The sequence below is a fragment of the uncultured Cohaesibacter sp. genome, assembly GCF_963556055.3.
Lineage (GTDB): Bacteria > Pseudomonadota > Alphaproteobacteria > Rhizobiales > Cohaesibacteraceae > Cohaesibacter.
Genome location: NZ_CAUVYE020000008.1, coordinates 299,195 through 323,221, shown reverse-complemented (window position 1 = coordinate 323,221; position 24,027 = coordinate 299,195). Strand labels below are relative to the sequence as shown.

The window sequence follows — 24,027 nt, the reverse complement described above, 5'->3', positions numbered from 1 at the left end:
ATGGCATTTGATATTCCCGCCCATACCAAAGACTCTCAGGCTCGTGCATCGGATCCGGCAAATTCGGCCTGGGTTAGCGCCAATGCCGGATCCGGCAAGACCTTTGTTCTGGCCCAACGCGTGACGCGCCTGTTGCTCGCAGGGACAGAGCCATCCAAGATCCTGTGCCTCACCTTCACCAAGGCGGCTGCGGCGGAAATGTCCAACCGGGTTTTCAAACAGTTGAGCGCCTGGACGGAACTCAGCGACGACGCTCTTGGCGATGTTCTTTGCGAGCTGGAAGGCAAGAGGCCGGAAAGAAGCCTGCTGAACCGGGCCAGACGCCTGTTCGCCCGCGCCCTCGAGACGCCCGGCGGGCTCAAGATCCAGACCATTCATGCCTTCGCCGAGAGACTGTTGCATCAGTTTCCGTTGGAAGCCAATGTCCCGGCACATTTCGAAATTCTCGATGATCAGCTGGCGAATGAGCTGCTGGCATCGGCTTTGGGCTCTGTAATGCGCAGCGCAAGGCTCAGAACGCGCCCCGACTGGTCCGAGGCTCTCGCCCGACTGATTGACCACATGGGCGACATGGACATTCAGAATGCCCTCATCTCTCTGGTGCGCGACCGGGAGGGCTTTGCACGCTTCATGGAAATGAGCGAGCAATCGCCTGCGGGCGGTGGAGCGGTGGCTCTGGAAGCCGCGCTTGCCAATCTTTCTGAAGCGCTGGGGATCGTGCCGGGGTCCACGCTTGAAGCGCTCAATGCGAGCATTCCTTTCGGGCCGGGCTTTGACAGGGCGCGACTTTCCGCGCTTTGTCCGCTTTTTGCCACAGGCGGCAAGAGAGACAAGGCTCAGGCAGCACTGATGCAAGAGCTTCTGGCAACAGGCAGCACGGAAGAGACCATTGCGCTTTGGCTTGCCCTTTTCAGGAAAAAGGATGGCGCGGCAAAGGCCCTCTCCTATATGGCGTCGAAAAAGATGCTGGAGGCAGAGCCGACCCTTGAACTCGATATCGAGCGGGAACAGGCACGGCTTGATGCGCTGTTCGAGACGAAAAACGCACTGCTCACTTTGGACATCAGCCGAGCCCTGTTCACCTTGGCTGAAGGGGTGATCAGTGCCTATCAAAGGGCGAAGTCTGCAAGGGGGCTGATGGATTTCGATGACCTGATCCTCAAGGCGGCCGATTTGCTGCGCCCGGTCAATGCTGCCGCCTGGGTGCATTACAAGCTCGATCAGGGGATCGACCATATTCTGGTTGACGAAGCACAGGACACCAACCCGCGCCAGTGGGAAATCATCCGTCAGCTCGGAGAGGAGTTTTTCGCCGGAGACAGCGCGAGAGACAACAATCGAACGATTTTTGCAGTGGGCGACGAGAAACAGTCGATCTATTCCTTTCAGGGGGCCGAACCGAAATGGTTCGCCGATATGCGGCGCTTCTTTTCCTCCCGCGCGCATGAAGCCCAAAAACCGTTTCACGATATCAAGTTGCGGCTGTCCTTCCGCTCAACACCCCATGTCCTGAAGTCTGTTGACGAGGTATTCTCCGTTGCGGCCACTTACGAAGCGCTGTCTTCGGACAAGGAGCAAACCGATCACGAACCGATTCGCAGTCACGATCCGGGCCTTGTCGAGGTTTGGCCACTCTATGAGAAAGTGGATCAGGATGTGGACGAGGACTGGGCCAAGCCGCTTGACGCGCAAGGAGATACCAGCCCCTCGGTGCGCCTTGCAAAGACGATTGCCAACACGGTCCGGTACTGGATCGATCAGGGCGAAATCCTGCAAGGGAGCGGGCGGAAAATCACGCCCGGCGACATTCTGGTGCTGGTGCGCAAGCGCGATGCTTTCGTGACCGCTGTCAACCGGGCACTGAAAGAGGCCGATCTGCCAGTAGCGGGGGCCGACCGTCTGGCGCTGCTCGATCATATCGCCGTGATGGATCTTCTGGCGCTTGGCGATGTAATGCTTTTGCCTGAGGACGATCTCTCGCTTGCCTGTGTCTTGAAAAGCCCGCTTTTTGGCCTTTCCGAAGATCGCCTGTTTGACCTTGCCCATGAGCGAGAAGGGCGGCAGCGAAGCCTGTGGGACAGCTTGCGGGCTCGGGCTGATGCGGCTTTGCCCGGAGACGAGGATTTTGTCGAGATCTTCGCACAGCTCAGCCGCTGGCAGGGGCGGATCGACTTTCAGCCTCCGTTTGACTTTTTCTCCCAACTCCTGGGACCAGAAGGCAAAAGGCAGTCTTTCATCGAGCGTCTCGGGCCAGAGGCAGACGAGGTTATGGATGAATTGCTGTCGCGAGCGCTCGATTTCGAGAAGAAGCAGACGCCGAACCTTCAAGCTTTTCTGCATTCCATGCGACAAGGTGGCGCAGAAATCAAACGCGATATGGGAGCAGCCGAAGGGCAAATTCGCGTCATGACCGTGCATGGCTCGAAGGGTCTCGAGGCTCCCATAGTCTTTTTGGTGGATGGCACCGGCCAACCGGCAAGCGCTCGCCACCATCCTCATCTGGTGCCACTTGCCGCCGAGGATGGCGGTCCGGACATGATGGCATGGAAGGCCCCTTCGGTTCAGCAGCCCGGCCCGGTCAAGTCCAGTCTGGCGCAGCTGGATGCGCAGGCCGAAGAGGAATATTTGCGTCTGCTTTATGTTGGCATGACGCGGGCGGAAGACCGCCTCTATCTGTGCGGTTTCACTGGCCAGCGTGGCCCGGCTGACAATTGCTGGTATGAGGTGACAAGGCGTGCGCTTGCGGACAATCTTGAGGAAGTAGCGCACCCGGTGACAGGTGATGGGATTCATCGCTGGCATCTGGATGGCGCTTTCACGGCCAAGGATCCAGGCGCTGCCGACAAGGCCTCAAATGCACCTCTCGAACGTCCACTTCCCGATTGGGCAAGGCGGCCCGCGCCTCAAGCTCATGGCCAAACGCCCCTCATCCAGCCGTCCAGGGCTGCGGAAAAAGAAGAACTGGAACAGAGACTTAAGGGCCCATATGCACAAGGGGGCAACCCCAGTCCCGTCCATGACTGGGAGCCAAGGCGGCGGGGCACCATCATCCATGCTCTGATAGAGCATCTGCCGCAAATAGTTCCAGCCGAGCGCAAGAAGATCGGCCTTGCCTATCTGGAACGCACCGCTACGGACATGCCCCTTGCCGCCCGTTTGGCACTGCTCGATGAGGTGTTCCAATTGCTGGACAATCCTGATCTGAGGGCGCTGTTCGGCCCGGGCAGTCAGGCAGAATTGTCAATCGGCGGCTATGTGTCCATAGAGGGCGACGAGCATATGGTATCCGGCCAGATCGACCGGCTGCTCGTTGAAGAGGAGCGGGTGATCGTGATCGATTACAAGACGAATCGTCTGGTCCCCAAAGATCCTCGTGATGTTCCCCTCGCCTACCAGACCCAAATGGCGCTCTATGCGGCCTTGCTGGCGCAGCTCTACCCCGAAAAAAGGATAGAGACTTATCTTTTGTGGACTGTTGAAGCCAACATAATGGAGGTTGACGCGATCCTGCGGCAGAATGCACTCAAACAGATTGGCATCAATCGACCTTTTGCGCCTTGACGTTATCGAGTTGAATACCTACTTTCAGAACAACACACTTATATTCAAGTATCAATGACTATTGATACAAACGCACCCATTCCGTTCGCTTTCCCGGGTTCGGGGGGTGGCAAAGCAAAGAGGCAAGATATGGCTATTGTAAATGCGACCGACGCAACCTTCGCTCAGGATGTTCAAGGGGATGTTCCTGTTGTCGTCGATTTTTGGGCTGAATGGTGCGGTCCATGCAAAATGATCGCGCCTATTCTGGATGAAATCGCATCAGAAAAAGCGGATTCCGTGAAAATCGTGAAGGTCAATGTGGATGAAAACCCGAATACCGCAGCCCAGTTCGGTGTTCGCTCCATCCCGACCCTGCTGCTGTTCAAAGGCGGCGAAGCGGTTGCCATGAAAGTTGGCGCAGCTCCTAAATCCGACCTCGTAAAATGGATTGAAACCGGCGCCTGATACGCCCGCTTCTCCTATTCGAGATTGAAATCGACCCGGTCAGCTCTCTGGCCGGGTTTTTTATTACCAAGAGGGAGATGTCAAAAGACCTGTTGCACTCCCTTTTTGCCACATCATGCCCGGATCCAAGCCGCGACTTGCGCAGAGATGCAAGACCGCCCGGACGTCCAGATGCCCGACGCCCAATCGCAGTTGCCAAGCGACGATGAAAACATGAAATAGACAGAAAGCTGGCTCAGAATACACGAAAGCCCACCGGGGGAGGAGGTCCGGTGGGCTTCGTTGGAGGATCCAAAACCGGGAGGAGGTAGTTTTGGATCGGATCAGGCTTTGGGAGGAGGTAAAGCCTGAATCTGAGAAACTCGTGGCTTTCGCTTGGGCCTCAGGCTTCAGCGAAAGACTTTTTATTTTGCAGTAGCGGCTTCGCGTGCAATTTCGTTGATGTCGCCGCGGGAAATACCCAAGTCGTTCAGGTCACGGGCGCTCAAGCGGTTCAGCTCGTCAACGGTGTCGCGATAGTTACGCCACTGACGGTAGTTTTTAACAACAGCATCGATCATCGGTGTCATTCCTTTGTTGCTATGTGGCTTCGTTCAGTTTCACTGCTTTTCAAAAGCGCTGGTCTGTAACTCGTTTTAAAGACCGTCATCGCTTTCATGAGTATGTATATAGATCATGGCTCAAACTTTTGCACCACCCAAGTTTGCATAGCTGTCTTGCTCGACATGCAATTCTTGCTTATCTCTTTTTTTGGTTATGCATATTCTGCATGTCGTTATTTTTCGCCTTAAATTATCTTTACAATTCAAATACTTAGAAATTTTTTTGATTTACGACTTTAGTCATATGAGTTCAGTCGGAGCATAGAACAAGCACCAAACCTTTCATTCGGATTAGATCCTTTATCGAGATTTAGCCACTTGAAGTATCCGTTTCGCGCATATTTCGTCGCAAATTTTTCTCTCTCAGCCGTCCAACATTGGATTGCAACGTTATAATTCCATTAACAATCTCTTCATCATGCGGCATGAGCATAGCGGCAGGAAGGCGCTCCTCATGGGTAATGAAAGAGCGCCAACGTCAAAACATATCAGCAAAAAGGAATGCGCCGGATGAGCGCCTAGTTTGGTGGGGTGCCATTATCCCGCAGGATATTCCCTGCAAGATAAAGAGAGCCGGCGATCAGGATGCGCGGAGCGGGTTTCAGATTTTGCAGGGACAGGCGCTTCAGGGCTTCCTCCACGGATGCAGCTGCTGACGCGGGAATGCCGGTTGCCTGAGCGATGCTTGAAAGCTCGACCGGATCAATTGCCGCTTCGCTGCCTTCGATAGGCACGGTGATGATGTCCTTTGCCAATCCCTTGAAAGGTGTGAAATAGCCTGTTGGATCCTTGGTGTTGAGCATTCCGACAATCATATGCAGAGGTCTTGGTGCCTTTTCCTCAAGATCCGCAAGTGCGGAGGCAACCGCCAACCCGGCATGAGGATTGTGTCCTCCGTCAAGCCAGAGCTCTGCATCTTTGGGCACAAACTGGAAAAGATTGCCTTGCGTCAAACGCTGGAGCCGCGCAGGCCAGTTGACAGATCCAAGTCCCTTGATGATGTCATCATCGCTGATCTCGGGCATCACCAGCTTTGCTGTCGCAATGGCCGACCCGGCATTGATCAATTGGTGCCGTCCCCCAAGACGCGGGATCGGCAGATCCATCAGGCTGGTCTCGCCCTGAAAAATAAGGCGGCCATGTTCTTCAAAGGCCATCCAGTCCTGGCCACCAATGGAGAGCGGACCTGCTCCCGCCTTAGCGGCTTCCTGCTCGAGAACATCCCTCACCTCCTGCTTTTGAGGAGCCCAGACAGAAGGAATGCCCTTTTTCATGATGCCCGCCTTTTCCCAGGCGATGCGGGAGATCTTTGTTCCGAAAAAGCCCTCATGATCATGGGCGATGGGTGTGATGACCGTCGCGACCGGGTCGGTGATGACATTGGTTGCATCATAGCGACCGCCAAGCCCGACCTCGAGCACCAGAAGGTCTGCCGGATGCTCCGAGAAAAGCAGAAAAGCGGCAGCGGTGGTGATTTCATAGAAGGTGATCGGGTCGCCGTTATTCGCCTTTTCACAACGCAGTAGGGCATCGATCAGGGTCTCGTCGGAAACCAGTGTTCCGGCGAGGCGAATGCGTTCGCGAAAATGGACCAGATGGGGCGAGCTATAGACATGGACCCTCTTGCCGGATGCTTCTGTCATGGCGCGAAGAAAGGCACATGTGGAACCCTTGCCGTTGGTGCCCGCAACATGGATGGTTGGCGGCAAGGACCGGTGCGGATTGCCCAGACGGGCCAACAATTGCTCGATGCGCCCAAGCTCCAAATCGATGCTCTTGGGATGGAGACCGACAAGGCGTTTCAATATGGCTTCAGTTTGTTCCGTCATCTGTATTTCGCAAAAAAACATTGGTGCAGCCATCGGCCGCTTCATGTCCGGGATTGTTTGATCAGGCTTTGGACAGCCGTAAAGGCCTTGTGCAACAGACTGACCAAATTGGAAAGAGAGTGGAATCGCGACCTCGTTCACCTGCAATCAGGTAAAACGCACCATCTGCAACGCCCCCCCCAAGAGAGGCCATCCTTTCCAAAAGACTGGAAAGGATCGTTTCAAGGCTCAAACAGCACCCGAGCCTCCCAGTTGGCCGAGAAGAAAGACGCTTCAATGCGCCTTCTTCTTGTCCTTGTCCGTACCAGCCTCTTTGGCAGCATTGGAACTTTTGGTAGCCTTCTTCTCTTCGCCCTGAGCCTCGCTTGCACGATGCTCGCCGACACGGGATTTTTCAGAGCCGTGCTTGTGGTCTCCGGCAGCCAGAGCGGATGCAGCAGCATTCTCGACTTCCGAGGACACTTCGGCAAGCGCGGCTTCCAACTCGCGCTGCTCGGGCAACAAGTCCGGCTCAACAGCTTCCGGCAGATCGCTTTTGGTGAAGAAACGGCACAACCGGGCGATGACCTTTTTGAGATCATGGCGGTGGACAACCATGTCGACCATGCCATGTTCCTTGAGATATTCGGCGCGCTGGAAGCCTTCGGGCAGCTTTTCACGAATGGTCTGCTCAATCACTCGCTGGCCAGCAAAGCCGATCAGGGCGCCGGGCTCGGCCAGATGCACATCCCCGAGCATCGCATAGGATGCCGTCACGCCACCGGTTGTGGGGTCGGTCAGGACGACGATATAGGGAAGGCCGGCCTCGCGCAGTTCCTGCACAGCGATTGTCACGCGCGGCATCTGCATCAGCGAGAAAATGCTCTCCTGCATGCGAGCACCACCGGACGCGGAGAAGAGCACGAATGGGGTCCTGTCCTCAACCGCCTTCATCATGCCCTTGATCAGCGCTTCACCTGCGGCCATGCCCAATGTGCCAATGAGAAAGTTCGGATCCTGCACGGCGACGGTTATAAGCAATCCTTCCATATCGCCCTGTGCAACCTGAACCGCGTCCTTGTAACCGGTTTTGGTGCGCGCTTCCTTCAGGCGATCGGAGTAGCGCTTGATATCGCGAAATTTCAGCGGATCTTCCGCAACTTCCGGAGCTTCCAGTAGCGAGAAGTCACCATTGTCGAAAAGATATTTGAAACGCTGCATCGCGTTGATGCGCATATGGAAATTGGAATTGGGAACAACATACTGATTATTCTCGAGATCCCTGTGAAAAACCATTTCCCCGGTAACCGGGTCCTTGATCCAGAGATTTTCCGGGACATCCCGACGATTCAAGAAAGACCGAATTTTCGGGCGAACGACAGTGTTAATCCAGTTCACGAACCAATTCCTGATTTGAGCCTAAGTGCGGCCGCCTTTGAGGCGAAGCCATCAATCTCACCCTGTCATAAAGCATTGCGGGGCGCGATGCAATCTGAAGGCTTATGGTCAATATCTTCAAGGACCCGTTTGGCCAGCCCGCCATTCAAGGATTGATGTCAGTCCGGAGTTGGACCATCCCAAACGGATTCCGTTCAGCCTTCAGACCTAGCATTCAATTGTGGTCATAGCACGAGATAATTATGCTCGCGTCACATATTTCTGCGACAGGCTCAATGGGGCAATCTCCGAGCCCCAAACCGCTCATGCAGCCGATCAGACCACATGTTTCATCGCTGAGCTGCTTCCCTACGGGCAATATCCAAGACAACCAGACCCCGGATATTGTGACGCATGAAGGGGCCGGTGCGGTTTCATTCCCGGCCTTGCTTGACCGGTCGCGGTTTACCCTCATCATCCAGAGCGACACAGACAAAGTCGGCTTCGGTCACAAGCACTGCCTTTTCAATGAAGTTGGCGCGAGACCAGGCTTTGACATGAAGACGAATGGAGGTGCGTCCCAGCCTGTTGATGGACCCGTAAATGGTAACCTCATCGCCGACATTGACCGGATGGTGAAACTGCATGCCTTCAACGGCGACGGTTGTCACGCGGCCCAGAGCGACGCGAGCGGCCATGTTGCCTGCCGCCAGATCCATTTGCGACATCAACCAGCCTCCGAAAATATCACCGGCCGGGTTGGTGTCTGCCGCCATGGCAATTGTGCGGATAACAAGGATCTCATTTCCCCTCTCCTCGCATTCATTATCCTCACATTCCTCAGACCGTCTTTTGTCTGCCGGGGCTTTATTGCTCATATTGTTCACTCCTAATGAAAAAGGTGGAGCTGTCCAACATTTGACAACTCCACCCGTCCATAGAGTAACGGCAATATTGACAGGTGTCACCTGTTATTGATCACGCTCGACCAAAGTCATGCGTGCAATGAAAAAAGCCCCTTTACGGGGCTTTCTGTCTTTTGTCGAGATCAGCACAGTGCCATCAAGCGCGTGCCTTCTTGCATCCCTTGGCAAGACCGGAAACGATACTGGTCACCGCGGAGATGGTTGCCTGCGTGGCCTTGCCATCCTCGGTGAGGCTTTCCTTGATGGCGTTCACCAAAACAGATCCCACTACGACACCGTCGGCATTGCGCCCCACAGCCTCAGCCTGTTCAGGGGTCTTGACGCCAAAGCCGACCGCGACGGGCAAGTCCGTATGGTCCTTGATCCGGTCCACGGCAATGGCAACCTTGTCGGCATCAAGGGCCGCCGAGCCGGTGATGCCGGTAACCGAGACATAATAGACAAAGCCCGAGGTGTTTTCGAGCACCTTGGGCAGACGCTTTTCGTCGGTGGTTGGCGTTGCCAGACGAATGAAATTGAGGCCCGCGTCCTTGGCCGGAATGCACAGCTCATCATCATGCTCGGGCGGAATGTCTACGACAATCATGCCATCGACACCGGCCTCCTTTGCATCTACAACAAAGCGTTTGGGATCCCGCACATAGATGGGATTGTAATAGCCCATCAGAATGATCGGGGTTTCGTTGTCCACCTTGCGGAATTCCCGGACCATCTGGAAGGTCTTTTCCATGGTCTGGCCGCTGGCCAGTGCACGTTGGGTGGCGTGCTGAATGGGAATGCCCTCGGCCATCGGATCTGAGAAAGGCATGCCAAGCTCGATGAGATCAAGCCCGGCCTTGGGCAGAGCCTTCAGAAGTTCGAGAGAGGTGTCGTAATCCGGATCACCGGCGGTGATAAAGCCCACAAGGGCTGGTCTGTTCTGAGCTTTGCAGGCAGCAAAGCGGGTATCAATGCGTGTTTTTTCCATTGTCCTGATCCTTGCTGCTGCTTATTCGGAAATCGGCCCTTGGCCGAGATGCTTGCTGACCGTGTTGACATCCTTGTCGCCTCTGCCGGACAGGTTGATCACGATGATCTGGTCCTTGTCCATTTTCGGCGCGCGCTTGATGACTTCGGCCACAGCGTGGGAGGATTCCAGAGCCGGAATGATGCCCTCTTTCAGGCATAGAAGCTGGAAGGCGTCGAGCGCTTCCTTGTCCGTTGCAGAAACATAGTCCACGCGTCCGGTATCCCTGAGATAGGAATGTTCCGGCCCGATGCCCGGATAATCGAGTCCTGCGGAAATGGAATGCCCTTCCAGAATCTGGCCATCGTCATCCTGAAGCAGATAAGTGCGGTTGCCATGCAGAACGCCCGCCTTGCCAGCATTGAGCGAGGCACAATGCTTGTCGGTATCAAGGCCGTAACCGGCCGCTTCCACGCCGACAATCTGAACCTTCTCATCATCAAGAAACGGATGAAACAGGCCGATGGCGTTGGAGCCTCCCCCAAGACAGGCACAGATCATGTCTGGCAGACGACCTTCCTGAGCCATGATCTGTTCTTTCACTTCCCGGCCGATGATCGACTGGAAATCGCGCACCATTTTCGGGTATGGATGCGGGCCAGCAGCAGTACCGATGATGTAATAGGTATTCTCGACATTGGTCACCCAGTCGCGCAGGGCTTCGTTCATGGCATCCTTCAAGGTGCCAGCCCCGGCGGTTACCGGATTGACCTTGCCACCCAACAAATTCATGCGGAAGACGTTCGGAGCCTGACGCTCGACATCCGTAGCCCCCATATAGACCTCGCAAGGGAAGCCAAAGCGGGCGCAGACAGTGGCCGTCGCCACCCCATGCTGACCAGCGCCGGTTTCGGCAATAATGCGGGTCTTGCCCATCCGCTTGGCAAGCAGGATCTGGCCAAGGCAGTTGTTGATCTTGTGGCTGCCGGTGTGGTTGAGATCTTCGCGCTTGAGATAGATCTTCGCGCCGCCAAGATGCTCGGTCAGGCGCTCGGCAAAATAGAGCGGGCTCTGGCGGCCGACATAATGCTTGTGAAGATCTGCCAGTTCCGCATGAAAGGCGGGATCATTTCTGGCGGCCTTGTAGGCCTCATTCAGCTCGAGAATGAGTGGCATCAGGGTTTCGGACACGAAGCGCCCGCCGTAAAGCCCGAAAAAGCCGCGATCATCTGGGCCCTGGCTGACGCTGTTGGGCAGGATTGTCGGGTCAGTCATATCAGTTTCCTTTTGCAAGGTGTCCATGCCCGACCGCATTATCCCTAAAGATCCTTGGCGGCCCCTTTGGCAGCATGGACGAAATCCATGATTTTTTGCCGGTCCTTGATACCCGGCGCACTTTCGATACCCGAAGAGACGTCGACCCCTTGCGGGCGGGTCAGGCGGATGGCCTCGGCAACATTGTCCGGATTCAGGCCACCTGACAGAACGAATGGCTTTTTGAGCTTGAGATTTTGAATAAGGCGCCAGTCGAAGGTGATGCCGTTACCGCCGGGAAGCTCGGTATTCATGTCCCGCGGGGGTTTGGCGTCGAACAGAAGAATGTCGCAAACCGCCTCATAGAGAGGAATGGGGGCGAGATCTTCCTTGTCCCTTATGGAAAGCGCCTTCATGACCGGTCGGCCATAGCGCTTCTTGATCTGCTGGATGCGTTCGGGTGTCTCGGCACCGTGCAATTGCCAGATATCGGGATTGATCGACTGGTCGATGGCCTCAAGCTCATCGTCACTCGCATTGACAGTGAGGGCGACTATGGACGCTTTGCCGCGTACCGGACCCACCAATTCCTTCGCTTTCCCATAATCTACATGCCTCGGGCTTTTCGGAAAAAAAACAAATCCAATCCAGTTGGCACCACATTGCAGGCCTGTTTCAATCGTTTCTGGCGTCGACAGACCGCAGATCTTTACATACATGGCAATCGCTCTCCTTGCAATGGATTTGTCGCTGACCTCTGGCTGCCCTCGTGGCAAGGAGGGGTGTTGGGCGCTGCCTCCCACCTTTTCTCTTGCTGGCTGTCATCTTCCTGTCTGTCCCCCTCGTGCGATATCATGCCGACAGGCAGAGCAGAGCAGGCCAGATATAGGAGGTACTTCCGGCAGCATCGAGAGGCTCGGAAAGACACGCAAAAAGCTACGGGCATGCTCTCCCTTGCGGCAGGCCACCCGCACCCCGGTCCTTGAGCGAAATGCGCCTAGAAGGCCACGGAGGATTGCTTTTTATCCGGGGCCATGGGCAGTGCAGTCAATTCCTGCCGGCCAATTGCAACGGGCTTGTCTTCGGTCGTCAATTTCTCGACCCGCTGCTGTTGACGGTCCGCCTCGCTACGCCATTTCTTCGCTTCGCTCTTGTGTTGACGCGCTGCGCGGCGATGGCGCCCCTGTTTTACCCAGGCCATGAAACCACCAATGAAGACGCCAATCAGAAGCGCTCCGAAAATGATGACATAGAGTGGCACCGAGAAATCCAGAACCGGCTGTTCTGGCGAGAATGGATCAAGAGCAAGCTTGACCTCGTGGCGGTTGGCAACCGCCAGAGAGACAAGAACAACACCAATAGGCAGCAAAATGATGAGCTGCAGAAAACGTTTGATTGTTCTCATGTTCAAAACATATCCGATTTAAAGCGACGGCGTCACTCGCTGGCGTCGCCATTATTGAGACGCTCGCGCATTTCCTTGCCGGTCTTGAAGAACGGGACGAATTTCTCGGCCACAGGAACTTTTTCACCGGTTCGTGGGTTTCGCCCGATACGGGCTGGACGATTTTTAACTGAAAAAGCGCCAAATCCGCGCAACTCGACCCGATCTCCGCGCGCCAGGGCGTCAGAAATTTCATCGAGAATGGCATTCACAATATGTTCGACATCCCGTTGATAGAGATGTGGATTTTGTTCTGCGATATGTTGTACCAATTCGGACTTGATCATCGTCCGCTCCCCTTCATTGCTACGCTTACAGATCTGTTTTCAGCCGTGAGCCGGTCTCCGCATGTAGAATCTGCGTAAAACGCTCTTATTGTTCAATTTTTTGAGCCTGCCAAACTGAAACCAGTCCGTCAAGTTTCCCGGCCAGTTTTCGCTCTTCAAAAAGATCAATAATTGGTTGTGGAAGCAAATTTGTGAGCAAAGAGCTCGCAAATCCGAACGGGAAATCGTTGGAAATCGGTTCGGGCTTCCATTCAATCATTTCGAGCTTGGAATCAAGATTGTGCTTTTTAATCAACCAGTTCATGGCTGCGTCAGGCCCTCCGATCTCGTCGATCAGCTGTAATTTGAGGGCTTGCCCACCGGTTGTAACGCGTCCATCGGCAAGTTCCAACGCCCGTTCCCTATCAAAAGGGCGATGTTTGGCAACAAGATCAACAAACCATTGATAAGAATCATCAATCATGCGGGCGATCATCGCTTCGGCTTCCGGATTCCGCTTCGAAAAAGGATTCGGTTCGGCCTTGAGCGGGGCGCTTTTGATCGACCGCATTTCGACTCCGACCGTCCCCATCAACTCGGTGATGTCGGTATATTGATAGAGAACACCGATGGATCCGGTGATGGTTGAGCGACGGGCGAAAATGCGCTCGGTGGGTAGCGCGATCATGTAACCGGCAGAGGCGGCAACGCCATCCATGCTGGTCACGACCGGTTTCGTCTGGCCAAGCTCGGTGAGGGCTTCATAAATGGCCTCACCGCCAGAGGTGGCACCGCCCGGACTATTGATCGAGACCACAACGCCTTTGACCGCCTTGGTCTTGGCGAGCTTCTTGATCAGCTTGATCTTGCGCTCCTGCCCGAGAATGGTACCAGTGAAGGAAATCTTGGCAATGTGATCCTTCTTCCGGTCAAGATCAGCATCCTCAAGAACATAGGTCAGGGCAGAGGCGACGACGAGAATGATGAGCACCACAATGGCAATCATGCGCCAGATGGAAAGCTTGCGCTTCAATTGCCGTCGTTCGACCAGGTGGTCCAGTTCAAAAGACATGGTTGTAATCCTCTGCGCGGTTTCTCATTAAGGGTTATCGCCCGTTACGTCAAAATTTTCAACGGCAATATAGGGCGCGTTTCTAAAAAGAGTTTGAAACACAACATAAAAAAACCGCAAGTGACGAACACTCGCGGTTTTTTACAATGTTTAGGTCTGGCTTTTGCCAGCTTGGCAAAAGGCTTATTCTTCGTCGTCGCCGCGCGCTTTGAGGGCTGCGCCGAGAATGTCGCCAAGGGATGCACCGGCATCGGAAGATCCGAACTGTGCAATAGCTTCTTTCTCTTCTGCAACTTCCAGAGCCTTGATGGAGACGCCGAGTTTGCGGTTCTTCTTGTCAAACTGGGTGACGCGCGCATCAACGGTTTCACCAACCTGGAAGCGGTCGGTGCGCTGGTCGCCACGGTCACGGGCCAGATCGGCACGGCGGATGAAGGAGGTAAGGTCGGAGCCAACGACTTTGACTTCAAGACCGTTTTCTTTCACTTCGGTGATCTCGCAAGAGACAATCGAGCCGCGTTTCATTTCGCCCGAAGCATCTTCGAACGGATCGGCTTCAAGCTGTTTGATGCCAAGGGAGATACGTTCTTTTTCGACATCCACATCAAGGATGACGGCTTTGACCATATCGCCTTTGTTGTATTCTTCCAGCACCTGCTCGCCAGGACGGTTCCAGTCCAGATCGGACAGGTGAACCATGCCGTCGACTTCGCCTTCGAGGCCAATGAAAAGACCGAATTCGGTTTTGTTCTTCACTTCGCCTTCGACGACGGTGCCCGATGGGTGGTTGTCGGCAAAGACAGCCCATGGGTTGTCGAGGGTCTGTTTCAGGCCCAGAGACACGCGGCGTTTGACCGGATCGACTTCCAGGATCATCACTTCCACTTCCTGAGAGGTGGAGACGATTTTGCCCGGATGGACGTTTTTCTTGGTCCAGGACATTTCGGAAACGTGGATCAGGCCTTCGATGCCCGGTTCCAGCTCGAGGAATGCACCATAGTCGGTGATGTTGGTCACGCGGCCGGTGAATTTGGAGCCGACAGGATAACGCTGTTCGATTTCTGACCATGGATCAACTTCAAGCTGCTTCATGCCCAGAGAAATACGATGTGTTTCCTGGTTGACGCGAACGATCTGAACCTTGACGGTCTGACCGATGGTCAGCACTTCGCTCGGATGGTTGATACGCCGCCATGCGATGTCGGTGACATGCAACAGGCCATCGATACCACCCAGATCGACGAATGCGCCGTAATCGGTGATATTCTTGACGACACCCTCGACGGTCTGGCCTTCCTTGAGGTTCTGAACCAGCTCGGTGCGCAGCTCGGCGCGGGTTTCTTCCAGAATAACACGGCGGGAAACAACGATGTTGCCGCGGCGCTTGTCCATTTTCAGGATCTGGAAAGGCTGCGGGTTGTGCATCAGTGGGGTCACGTCGCGAACGGGACGGATATCGACCTGGGAACGAGGCAGGAAGGCAACGGCGCCATCCAGATCGACGGTGAAGCCACCTTTGACCTGGTTGAAAATGGTACCCATGACCTTTTCTTCTGCTTCGAAAGCTTTTTCCAGCTTGCCCCAGCTTTCTTCGCGGCGGGCCTTGTCGCGCGAGAGCACAGCTTCGCCCATCGCATTTTCGATACGCTCGAGGTAGACTTCGACCTCGGAGCCAATCTCAAGACCACCGTCTTTTGCCTGTGCACCAAACTCCTTCAGTGCCACACGGCCTTCCACTTTCAAGCCAACATCGATGATAGCCATGTCTTTTTCGATGCCAACGATGGTCCCTTTGATCACAGTGCCTTCATGGGGCTCTGCTTCGCTGAAGGACTCGTCAAGAAGGGCGGCAAAATCTTCCATGGTCGGATTAAGATCGCTCATAAAATCTCCTAAATAAACCCGTGGACGGGCTTCTTCGCGCCAATTGGTTTGTGTTTCACCATGCTCCTTTCCCGACCATGTCTATTAACAAGACAAGTCCATCCTTTGGTATAAAGGTATGGTCCGGCGCGTATGCGATCGGTGGGGAGCTCAATTTTCAAGATATTCCGCAACCGGCTGCGTCCAAACCCGAACATGTCCGACGAGTGATAGTGGCCCCGCCTTTCCCATTCCTGACTTTTTCGTAACCAACTGATAGAGAAGAGAAAACACAGCGACAATGAAAATAATCGACGAACAAGACGAATCCTCAGGTTCCTTGTCGCCGCGACACCTCGCTACCCCCGAATTTCCTCAACAATGCTAACAGCTTGCTGGAATGCGCTTTCTATATCCAATTTTGATGTATCAAGCAAGTGGGCATCTTCAGCTGGTACAAGCGGAGCAACCGCCCTGTTGCTGTCGCGTTCATCCCGTTTCCTGACATCGGCGAGAATTGTCTCGAAATCAGCCCGGCCACCCTTGCCAAGAATTTCGTCGGTGCGGCGCTGGGCCCGCACTTCCGGACTTGCGGTGACGAACAGTTTCACATCTGCATCGGGACAGACCACCGTGCCGATGTCACGCCCGTCAAGAACGGCTCCGCCAGGCTGGCTGGCAAAGCTGCGCTGGGCCTCCAGAAGCGCCTGTCGCACCCTTGGCATGACCGCAACCCTGGACGCCGCCTCACCAATCTCATGGGCAGAAAGGACAGAACGATCCAGAGCACCCAGATCGAGACTTTGTGCGGCAGCCTCTGCCAGATTTTCATCATCAAGGGGCTGTTCTGCAACAAGCAGGGCATGGGCAACCGCGCGGAACGTCAGCCCGGTATCGAGATGGGGCAAGTTGAAATGCTCGGACAGCAATCTTGCCATGGTGCCCTTGCCCGATGCGGCGGGGCCGTCAATTGCGATGATCATTTTCTTTCCTTCACTGCGCGGCTCCGCTTGCCCTTGCATCAGGCCTGACGTGCCAGCGCTTTCTCCAAAAATCGCAAGGATCTTATCCCGTACCAGCTTATGCTTTCGCCATCAACAAAGGCATGGGGAAATTGCAGCTCGCATAGCTCCTCTTTCTTCTGCCAGAAAGGATAGGGTTCCGAAGCAAGAAGTAGCAGGGTCGTCTCCTGATCAAAATCACTAAGCTCTATTCGGGGATAGTGGGTCTCGAAGCGCCCTATGTCCAGATCAAGCAAGCCAAGCAGGCTGCCGATGAAGGTATCCCGGCTGACAGCCACCCACGGCTCACACCAGACCATGTAAAGTATCCGATCTATCCGCCTTTGCGGCCTTTTGCCCCAGCCCAGCAATCCGGGAAACGGATCGCCGAACGCTCGCCTTCGTGGCTTTTGGGCAAGAACTGCTCGCCATCGGCTCGCCATATCCTCAAGACCATCAGAGGCGAAAAGCTCCGCCAGCTCGGTGAGTGTTTGCGGCATGGAGTGGATGGAGGTCACATGGGTTGCAAACCAGTCTATGTCCGTCTGCTCGCTCATGAAGCTGACATTCTCTTCCCTGTCGAGCAGCAACAGATCAGGCTCAAGAGCGACAATTTTCTGCCAGTCCCAATCCTTGGTGCCACCAACTGCCGGAATATCGGCAACAAGATCTGCGGGATGAATGCAATAGCGTGAGCGACCGACAGGCGTAATGCCAGCTGCCAGCAGGGTTTCGGTCCAACTGGGAACAAGAGAGATCACGCGCTTCTTCATCCGCCCCTCCATTGCCGATCAATGACAGACCGAGGCCCTGCCTCACAGCCTCGCGCTCACATCACCCTAATTTGGGTTTTTCTGACCCGGATTCTTTTGATCTGAACTCTTCTGGCCGACGCGCGGTTCGGTTCCGGCCAAAAGCCGCTTCACATTGGCCTTGTGGCGCCAGATGACATAGAGGGCTCCGAGATAGACCAGAATGAGATAGGCCAGTGGCAATGCCAGAAGGGTCGCAACGATCATCACGGTCAGTGCCGCAAGAATGGAGCTGAGTGAAACGATCCGGACAATTGCAAGCACAATGATGAAGACAGCCAGACCGCTCAACCCCACGGGCCATGAAATCGCCAGCAGCATCCCCAAGCCGGTGGCGATGGATTTGCCTCCTGTGAAATTGAGCCAGAGGGAGCGGCTATGGCCGACAATGACCATCAGTCCGGCAAGAGCAATGATCCAGGATGCCCATTGATCAGGATCATTGGCGGCACCTTGCACAGCCCCGGTCTCGCCTCCCAGAAGCCACTGACACAGCCAGCGAGCCAACAGGATGGCGGCGACGCCCTTGCCCACATCAAAAAGGAAAACAGCGAGCGCCGGCCCCTTGCCCAGAGTGCGCAGCACATTGGTGGCACCCGTGGACCCCGATCCATGCTCGCGGATATCAATGCCCTGAAGCAGTTTTCCCGCCAGAAAACCGGCAGGAATGGAGCCGAGCAGATAAGCGGCACTCGCGGCTGTGGCCATTGCGATCCAGACATTCATCATCGCGTTCTACCCTCCCCTTGTATTTGCTCTTGTGATGCAACTGGTCTCAAACGCTATTCTACAGCCTTTTGAAAGTCCGCGCCCAGATCCTTCATCAGATCGGCAAAGCCGGGGAAAGATGTGTTGATGATGGCGGCATCATCAACGCTCACGGGCTTGTCAGAGGCCAGTCCGAGCACCAGAAAGCTCATGGCGATGCGGTGGTCGAGATGGGTGGTCACCCTGCCGCCACCGGTTTTATTGGCTCCGCCCTTGACGACCAGATAATCCTTGCCCTCTTCGTGGGGCACGCCATTGGCCTTGAGACCGGCGGCAACAGCGGACAGGCGATCACTTTCCTTGACGCGCAGCTCTCCCAGACCTTCCATGCGAGTCTCACCGGAGGCAAAGCTGGCGGCAACGGCGAGCACGGGATATTCGTCGATCATCGAGGGAGCCCGCTCGGCGGGAACGGTCACTCCCTTGAGACAAGAGCTTCTGACGCGCACATTGCCAATACGCTCGCCGCCGCTGTCGCGTTCGTCTTCTATAGTGATGTCCGCCCCCATCTCCAACAATGTGGTCAGGAGTCCGGTGCGGGTTTCATTGAGCAGAATGTCCTCGATCAAAAGATCGGAGCCTTCAGTGACGAGAGCGGCAACAATGGGGAAGGCTGCGGAAGACGGATCGCCCGGAACCGTCACATCCTGAGCCGTCAGGTCCTGAAGTCCTTCGATGGTCAGAACGGTTTCCCCCTGTTCATTGACCTCTTCACCGAGGGTTGCGCCGAACCCGCGCAGCATTTTCTCGGTATGATCGCGGGTCTTGACCGGCTCGATCACCGTAGTGGTACCGGCCATATTGAGCCCGGCGAGCAGGACACAGCTTTTCACCTGCGCCGAGGCCATCGGTACACGGTAGGTGATGGGCGTGGCAGGATCGCTTCCCCTCAGCGTCAGCGGCAGGCGGTCTCCAGACCGGGAAAGAACCTCGACACCCATCTCGCGCAAGGGATTGAGCACGCGGGCCATCGGACGCCCGGACAGCGAGGCATCGCCCATGAAGGTGGTGGAAAACGCATGGGCACCTGCGATGCCCATGACAAGGCGGGCTCCGGTTCCGGAATTGCCGAAGTCAAGCACATTGGAAGGCTCGACAAGCGATCCGGTGCCCAACCCCGTGACATGCCAGATCTCGTCTTCGTCCTTGCGCACAATGGCTCCGAAGGCGGCCATCGCCTTGGCGGTGTTCAAGACATCTTCGGATTCGAGGAGACCGGAGATTTTCGTCTCACCGCGCGCCAGAGCCCCAAAAATCAGGGCCCGATGGGAAATGGACTTGTCGCCAGGCACGCGCATGCGCCCCTTGAGGCCTTGTGACTTACGGGCAGTCAGCGGAGACAATCGGGTGGTATCGTGAGCCATTTCAAACCTTGCAGCCAATTCGCTTGACGATCCGATCAGAAATTTGCGTTATGACAAACCTCAAAGGGACCCAATATGTTGAAGTAAAATCGGCATCGACTTACACCATATTAACCTCTGCGTCACGCCGCCATCCAAAGAAAAGCGACAATTGACCGGTTTTTCATTTTAGGTTTTGACAGGCAAGAAAAGGTTAGCTAATGGAGTTGGTCAAAATCATCCGAATCGTCAACCCTCTAGGTGAAGAGGCAAAGCTGTGGCACGACCAGAACTAGGAACAAAACGCGTCTGTGCGGAATGCGGCGCTAAATATTACGACTTGAACCGCGATCCAATCACATGCCCCAAATGTGGCTCGATCTTCGAGATTGCCAAACCCGCTGCTATTGAAGTGGCCGATGTCGATGAGCCGGAAGAAGAAGCAGCCGCTTCTGTTTCCAGCACCGAAGAAAATGCGGACGTCATTTCTCTGGAAGATGCAGATGCCGAACAAGCATCTGATATCGATGTTCCGGATCTTGATGATGACGACAATTCCGACGATGCCGACGTCTTCCTTGATGATGAAGAAGACGAAGAAGCCCTTGATGCGATCGGCCTTGATGTCGCGGTTCCGAGCGAAGACGAGGAATAGACCAGATAACGGTCTTGAGGAAAAGCACAATGCTTTTGCTCATGCTCTTTGGCCCGAATGACATTGAAAGTGCGTGATTTCAAAGCGCGGTCAACATTGGCCGCGCTTTCTTGTTTTGTCTGGACAGAGCGACGCCAGAAACGCAAAAATGCCGCAGGGGCGGTGCCTTCCTTTCAGATTTCCCTGACCAAGATCACAGCTTTAACAAAGCCGCAGGCAAAGAAACGGGCAGAACACACATCGCCTGCTTTGGTGTTGCCTGTTCGAAACTGGGGAAAGAATCCACAGATTCATAAAGAGGGGTATTGATTTCACACAAGTGCTTCAATATGTTCCGCTCACCATCGGGCCACCCTTCGGCTTGAATATGGGGCTATAGCTCAGTTGGGAGAGCGCGTGAATGGCATTCACGAGGTCAGCGGTTCGATCCCGCTTAGCTCCACCATTTTTCTCTTAAGTAACTATAATCTCAAAGAATCGCAGAATTCAGCCATATAAGGCGGTTTTGTGTCGAACAGGCGCATCTGCTCGACACGAAAGGGTCTTGCCCGTTTCTGGCACCGCATTTCCCGCGCTTTCACAATCTCGAGAAATGCTCCGGTTTACCGAACTTGGATACATTCCTTGGATGTATTTCGGTATGCAACACATGGCAAAGCACCCTTATTTACAGCAAGTAAAATCCGGCATCTTTTCCTATAAAAGACGCTGGAAAGCCGAACACGCGCATCTGTTCTCAGGCACGTTTTTCCGCAAATCACTGAAGACCAAAGTCAGGGACATCGCTCTCAAGGAATATTGGAAGTTCGAGGCTTGGTATCAGAGTGAATGTGACAAGGCTGACGAGGCGCTCAAAGAGGAAAAGCTCTAGATCGTAGACACATAAACTTCTGATCCAGTTAAGTGCAGCGACGAGTTTGATGGCCACCAGAAAGTTCAGTGGATTCTTTTCATATCGGTTGGAGATAACACGGAACTGTTTGAGTTTATTGAAGAAACGCTCGACAGCATTACTCTGTTGATAGACCCACTTTGAAAAGGTCACGAATGCCTTGAGATTTCGCTTTAGCGGGATGTTTGCCCAAGCACCCCGTTCGTTGGCCTTTGCCCGGATGGCGTTGCTATCATAAGCCTTGTCCGCAAGGATGATTGTGTCGGCTCGCATGATGTCGAGCATATCATCAGCAGGACAGCTGTCATGAACTTGTCCGGCAGTCAAGCGTAGGTCAATTGGTCAGCCTTCAGCATCAACCAAAGCGTGGATCTTGGTGGTCAAGCCGCCCCGGGAACGTCCCATGCAACCATCATCCTTATCCCCTTTTTGCAGTGGCGCCATGCTGATGGACCCGAACAGTAGACCAATCGATCATGATGATAGCTCCGTCATAAGCTCTGGAAATTGCTTGAAGAAGTCAATCTCAGATACAGGCCTTGCGCCAGCAAACAAAGCGATTGTAGCAAGTCCTATAGGGGTGGTATCGCTCTGGGATGTCGGCCTAGGGTGAGCTAGTGCGAAAACGCCAAAGGATCCGATTTAGCACCCGGCGATCATCAACACGGGCAACGCCTCGCAACTTGTTGGGTAACAATGACTCAATGATAGACCATTCGAAATCAGTCAATTCATAAAGTCTGTGTGTCATTCGAGTCTCACTATTCTGGAAACCTTGAATCATGAAATTCAAAGAAATCAAACAACCTTTATGAGTTTACAGCCTAAGAAAGATTATCAAGCGCCTCAACGAATAGTCGAGTTGCAAAGCCCGCACGCTTCGCATTCCATAAATATCCTAAAGGTTCTAGTTTTAGGTCTAGATTGATTCTCAAATCGTGAAGCAGTCCCTGACCAAGCCACGGAGAAACGACACTACGGGGAATTAACACGACATAGTCATCGCCGCGTAGCATGGCCCAAATTGTTTCCGCCAACTGGGAGTGAACATGCACTTCTTGGGGATTGTCCCAGCCCTCCCGTTCACAAAGCTCTTCAAATAGCCTGCGAGCCATCGTTGACACATGGTCTTGCAACCATATGCAATTTTTCAAATCACGAATCGCGACATTTGTTTTGGATACCAAGGGATGATTTATGCCGCAGATAATTGCCATCTCATCACTCGCAACAGGCGAAAAACACCAACCGTCCGGAATGACTTTGGGAGCTCGGCAACACACGATCTCAAATTCATCCCAGTCAAAACCGGCATCGAGTGAAAGCCCGTGTGTGACGTTGATTTGCAGCTTTATCTGAGGGTGATTGGCAACGAAAAGCGGCAGCAGCTTGTCCAAAATTGCTCCTTGCGCGGCAGCCGTAGCACAGATTTTCAAAAAACCACTTTCCCTTGTCATCCGCGATGCGATCCTCTCGGCCGCTTCTTCTGTGGCTCCTATTATTCGCAATGCGATGGGATATAAATCTTGCGCAGCTAATGTCGGATCGACACCCTTTGAATGCCGTAAAAACAAGGGAGTTTCTAGTAACCTCTCCATTTCTGCTACGAGATTGGACATTGCAGGCTGAGAAATTCCGAAGGCTTGTGCCGCACGTCCCATACTACGTAAATCGGTTAGAGCGATAAGCGCTTGTAGATGCCGCAAGCGAAGGCGAGATTTCATTCGTGAAAGAAGTGTGGTTGCAGAAAGTGTCAAGGCATAACCATTCTTTATGAGAACAGGGAAAATTGTATTTCTAAATTATAAAACAAACTTATATTCTTTGCAAAAGGAAGGATAGCTTATGGGAGTGAGCAGTGAGCAATAGGCGAACCTTGGAGAAAGGTCTCAGCCATCGACTCAAGTTGAGCTTAGGGCAGCGATGTATCGTTTTGCCTAAAAATTGGCAGTTCGAGCACATTAGTCAAATAAAACTTATATAACCAACTCTACTCAGGCTTCTCGGAAAGCTTATTTTTAGGCTAGCCGCACGCATAGCTATGTTTCTTTCTATACAATTTGGAAGGAAAACGATAAATGGAATGTAACTTTGATACTTCACAAGAAGACCGTCTAAAAATTGCGGAAGAGTTGCGCGAAAATACAATTATCCCACCAACCATTACTGAAGCGATGCAAAATGATCTTACTTCTGTTGATGTGGAAGAGATCTCTGTACCAACCCAGGTTGGCCCATCCAGAGTATTAAAGGTATCGCAGCACGAAAGACAATCCAGCAGCCCACTATTTATCAATTTCCACGGCGGCGGCTTTGTGCGCGGCTACCATGTTCGAGACACCATTTTCTGTGCACAGCTCGCTCTTGCTACAGGAGCGCTTGTCTTGGATGTGGACTACAGACTGGCCCCTGAACACACATTTCCGACTGCAATCACCGAATGCTATGACGTTGTCGCTTGGGCATTCAAAAACGCCGAAATGCTGGGGGTAGATCCTTCTCGCATTTGTATTGGCGGCCATAGCGCCGGAGGCAACATCGCAACAGTTGTTAGCATACTGGCGATAGAAAAGAATTCTTTCAAACTCTGCGGTCAGGTGCTGGACTATCCTTTCCTCGATGCCGCCACGCCAGCAGAGCAAAAGGTTGAGCCAAACAGCTTGATCCCGGCCAGCCGGATGCAGGCATTCAACGTTCTTTATGCAGGAACGCCTGACAACCTGTCCAACCCACATGTTTCCCCTGTCTTCGCGGACGCAGGCCTTCTAAGCAAACTTCCCAGAACGCTCATGCTGATAGCAGGGCTTGACCCTCTCAGACACGAAGCACACGAGTATGCAGGCAAGTTGGTAAAGGCGGGCGTTGATATTGACGTGAAGCAGTTCTCCGAATGTGACCATGGATGGGTCGTTTCTGCAAAACCCGGGTTTGAAGAAGCCAGGCAATTGATTTTTAATTGGCTGAAACGCCTGTTTAGCTAGTTGCGTCAG

Annotated in this window: 21 protein-coding genes, 1 tRNA gene and 1 pseudogene; 6 read left to right on the top strand and 17 right to left on the bottom strand. The window is 53.9% G+C overall.

The features are described 5' to 3' along the window. The gene (addA, locus tag ACHZB8_RS03630; RefSeq protein WP_316858752.1) at positions 1 to 3,561 is read left to right on the top strand and encodes a double-strand break repair helicase AddA; all 3,561 of its coding nucleotides are present in this window, start codon (positions 1 to 3) and stop codon (positions 3,559 to 3,561) included. 129 nt (positions 3,562 to 3,690) lie between these two features. Further along, on the top strand, positions 3,691 to 4,008 hold the full coding sequence (trxA, locus tag ACHZB8_RS03625) for a thioredoxin (protein ID WP_316858751.1): 318 nt from the start codon (positions 3,691 to 3,693) through the stop codon (positions 4,006 to 4,008). A gap of 404 nt (positions 4,009 to 4,412) precedes the next feature. On the opposite strand, the gene ACHZB8_RS03620 is transcribed toward trxA, so the two are convergent. The 15 genes from ACHZB8_RS03620 to aroA all read right to left on the bottom strand — a co-directional run bounded on the left by ACHZB8_RS03620 (position 4,413) and on the right by aroA (position 19,511). After that, entirely contained in the window at positions 4,413 to 4,568 is a 156-nt protein-coding gene (locus ACHZB8_RS03620; RefSeq protein ID WP_316858750.1) for a DUF1127 domain-containing protein, read from the bottom strand. 560 nt (positions 4,569 to 5,128) lie between these two features. Next, complete coding sequence (locus ACHZB8_RS03615) at positions 5,129 to 6,439, bottom strand: folylpolyglutamate synthase/dihydrofolate synthase family protein (protein ID WP_316858749.1); 1,311 nt, start codon at positions 6,437 to 6,439, stop codon at positions 5,129 to 5,131. 273 nt (positions 6,440 to 6,712) lie between these two features. Continuing rightward, complete coding sequence (accD, locus tag ACHZB8_RS03610) at positions 6,713 to 7,816, bottom strand: acetyl-CoA carboxylase, carboxyltransferase subunit beta (RefSeq protein ID WP_316858748.1); 1,104 nt, start codon at positions 7,814 to 7,816, stop codon at positions 6,713 to 6,715. Positions 7,817 to 8,229: 413 nt separating this feature from the next. After that, positions 8,230 to 8,571 (bottom strand): acyl-CoA thioesterase, encoded by a 342-nt coding sequence (locus ACHZB8_RS03605; protein WP_316859188.1) that lies wholly within the window; start codon positions 8,569 to 8,571, stop codon positions 8,230 to 8,232. 286 nt (positions 8,572 to 8,857) lie between these two features. Then, positions 8,858 to 9,688 carry a tryptophan synthase subunit alpha gene (gene trpA, locus ACHZB8_RS03600; RefSeq protein WP_316858747.1) on the bottom strand — a complete coding sequence of 277 codons (831 nt, stop codon included), beginning with the start codon at positions 9,686 to 9,688 and terminating at the stop codon, positions 8,858 to 8,860. A gap of 21 nt (positions 9,689 to 9,709) precedes the next feature. Next, positions 9,710 to 10,942: a tryptophan synthase subunit beta gene (gene trpB, locus ACHZB8_RS03595; RefSeq protein ID WP_316858746.1), complete on the bottom strand. Its 1,233-nt coding sequence runs from the start codon at positions 10,940 to 10,942 to the stop codon at positions 9,710 to 9,712. A gap of 44 nt (positions 10,943 to 10,986) precedes the next feature. Further along, positions 10,987 to 11,646: a phosphoribosylanthranilate isomerase gene (locus tag ACHZB8_RS03590; RefSeq protein ID WP_316859187.1), complete on the bottom strand. Its 660-nt coding sequence runs from the start codon at positions 11,644 to 11,646 to the stop codon at positions 10,987 to 10,989. A 272-nt stretch (positions 11,647 to 11,918) separates the two neighbouring features. After that, entirely contained in the window at positions 11,919 to 12,326 is a 408-nt protein-coding gene (locus tag ACHZB8_RS03585; protein ID WP_316858745.1) for a LapA family protein, read from the bottom strand. 32 nt (positions 12,327 to 12,358) lie between these two features. Next, a complete protein-coding gene (locus tag ACHZB8_RS03580; protein WP_316858744.1) occupies positions 12,359 to 12,652 on the bottom strand; it encodes an integration host factor subunit beta in 294 nt (97 codons plus the stop codon). Positions 12,653 to 12,737: 85 nt separating this feature from the next. Then, positions 12,738 to 13,703: a signal peptide peptidase SppA gene (sppA, locus tag ACHZB8_RS03575; protein ID WP_316858743.1), complete on the bottom strand. Its 966-nt coding sequence runs from the start codon at positions 13,701 to 13,703 to the stop codon at positions 12,738 to 12,740. Between the two features lie 183 nt (positions 13,704 to 13,886). Beyond that, on the bottom strand, positions 13,887 to 15,587 hold the full coding sequence (rpsA, locus tag ACHZB8_RS03570; RefSeq protein WP_316858742.1) for a 30S ribosomal protein S1: 1,701 nt from the start codon (positions 15,585 to 15,587) through the stop codon (positions 13,887 to 13,889). Positions 15,588 to 15,925: 338 nt separating this feature from the next. Then, positions 15,926 to 16,549, bottom strand: a complete 624-nt coding sequence (gene cmk, locus ACHZB8_RS03565; RefSeq protein ID WP_316858741.1) for a (d)CMP kinase — start codon at positions 16,547 to 16,549, stop codon at positions 15,926 to 15,928. A gap of 38 nt (positions 16,550 to 16,587) precedes the next feature. Continuing rightward, the gene (locus ACHZB8_RS03560; RefSeq protein ID WP_316858740.1) at positions 16,588 to 17,340 is read right to left on the bottom strand and encodes a helical backbone metal receptor; all 753 of its coding nucleotides are present in this window, start codon (positions 17,338 to 17,340) and stop codon (positions 16,588 to 16,590) included. Between the two features lie 66 nt (positions 17,341 to 17,406). Then, positions 17,407 to 18,105: a glycerol-3-phosphate 1-O-acyltransferase PlsY gene (gene plsY / locus ACHZB8_RS03555; protein WP_316859186.1), complete on the bottom strand. Its 699-nt coding sequence runs from the start codon at positions 18,103 to 18,105 to the stop codon at positions 17,407 to 17,409. Between the two features lie 56 nt (positions 18,106 to 18,161). Further along, entirely contained in the window at positions 18,162 to 19,511 is a 1,350-nt protein-coding gene (gene aroA, locus ACHZB8_RS03550) for a 3-phosphoshikimate 1-carboxyvinyltransferase (protein ID WP_316858739.1), read from the bottom strand. A 256-nt stretch (positions 19,512 to 19,767) separates the two neighbouring features. Here aroA and ACHZB8_RS03545 point away from each other — a divergent pair, with 256 nt between their 5' ends. The 3 genes from ACHZB8_RS03545 to ACHZB8_RS03535 all read left to right on the top strand — a co-directional run bounded on the left by ACHZB8_RS03545 (position 19,768) and on the right by ACHZB8_RS03535 (position 20,590). After that, complete coding sequence (locus ACHZB8_RS03545) at positions 19,768 to 20,145, top strand: TIGR02300 family protein (protein ID WP_316858738.1); 378 nt, start codon at positions 19,768 to 19,770, stop codon at positions 20,143 to 20,145. Between the two features lie 69 nt (positions 20,146 to 20,214). Further along, positions 20,215 to 20,454 carry a hypothetical protein gene (locus ACHZB8_RS03540; protein WP_316858737.1) on the top strand — a complete coding sequence of 80 codons (240 nt, stop codon included), beginning with the start codon at positions 20,215 to 20,217 and terminating at the stop codon, positions 20,452 to 20,454. A gap of 60 nt (positions 20,455 to 20,514) precedes the next feature. Next, positions 20,515 to 20,590 (top strand) — tRNA-Ala (locus ACHZB8_RS03535). A gap of 447 nt (positions 20,591 to 21,037) precedes the next feature. On the opposite strand, the pseudogene ACHZB8_RS03530 reads toward ACHZB8_RS03535, so the two are convergent. Next, positions 21,038 to 21,788, bottom strand: a pseudogene (locus ACHZB8_RS03530) (IS5 family transposase); the annotation flags it as partial. Positions 21,789 to 21,861: 73 nt separating this feature from the next. Next, complete coding sequence (locus ACHZB8_RS03525; RefSeq protein ID WP_316858736.1) at positions 21,862 to 22,794, bottom strand: LysR family transcriptional regulator; 933 nt, start codon at positions 22,792 to 22,794, stop codon at positions 21,862 to 21,864. A gap of 321 nt (positions 22,795 to 23,115) precedes the next feature. Between ACHZB8_RS03525 and ACHZB8_RS03520 the strand changes: the two genes are divergently transcribed. Further along, positions 23,116 to 24,018 carry an alpha/beta hydrolase gene (locus ACHZB8_RS03520; RefSeq protein ID WP_316858735.1) on the top strand — a complete coding sequence of 301 codons (903 nt, stop codon included), beginning with the start codon at positions 23,116 to 23,118 and terminating at the stop codon, positions 24,016 to 24,018. Positions 24,019 to 24,027 lie beyond the last annotated feature (9 nt).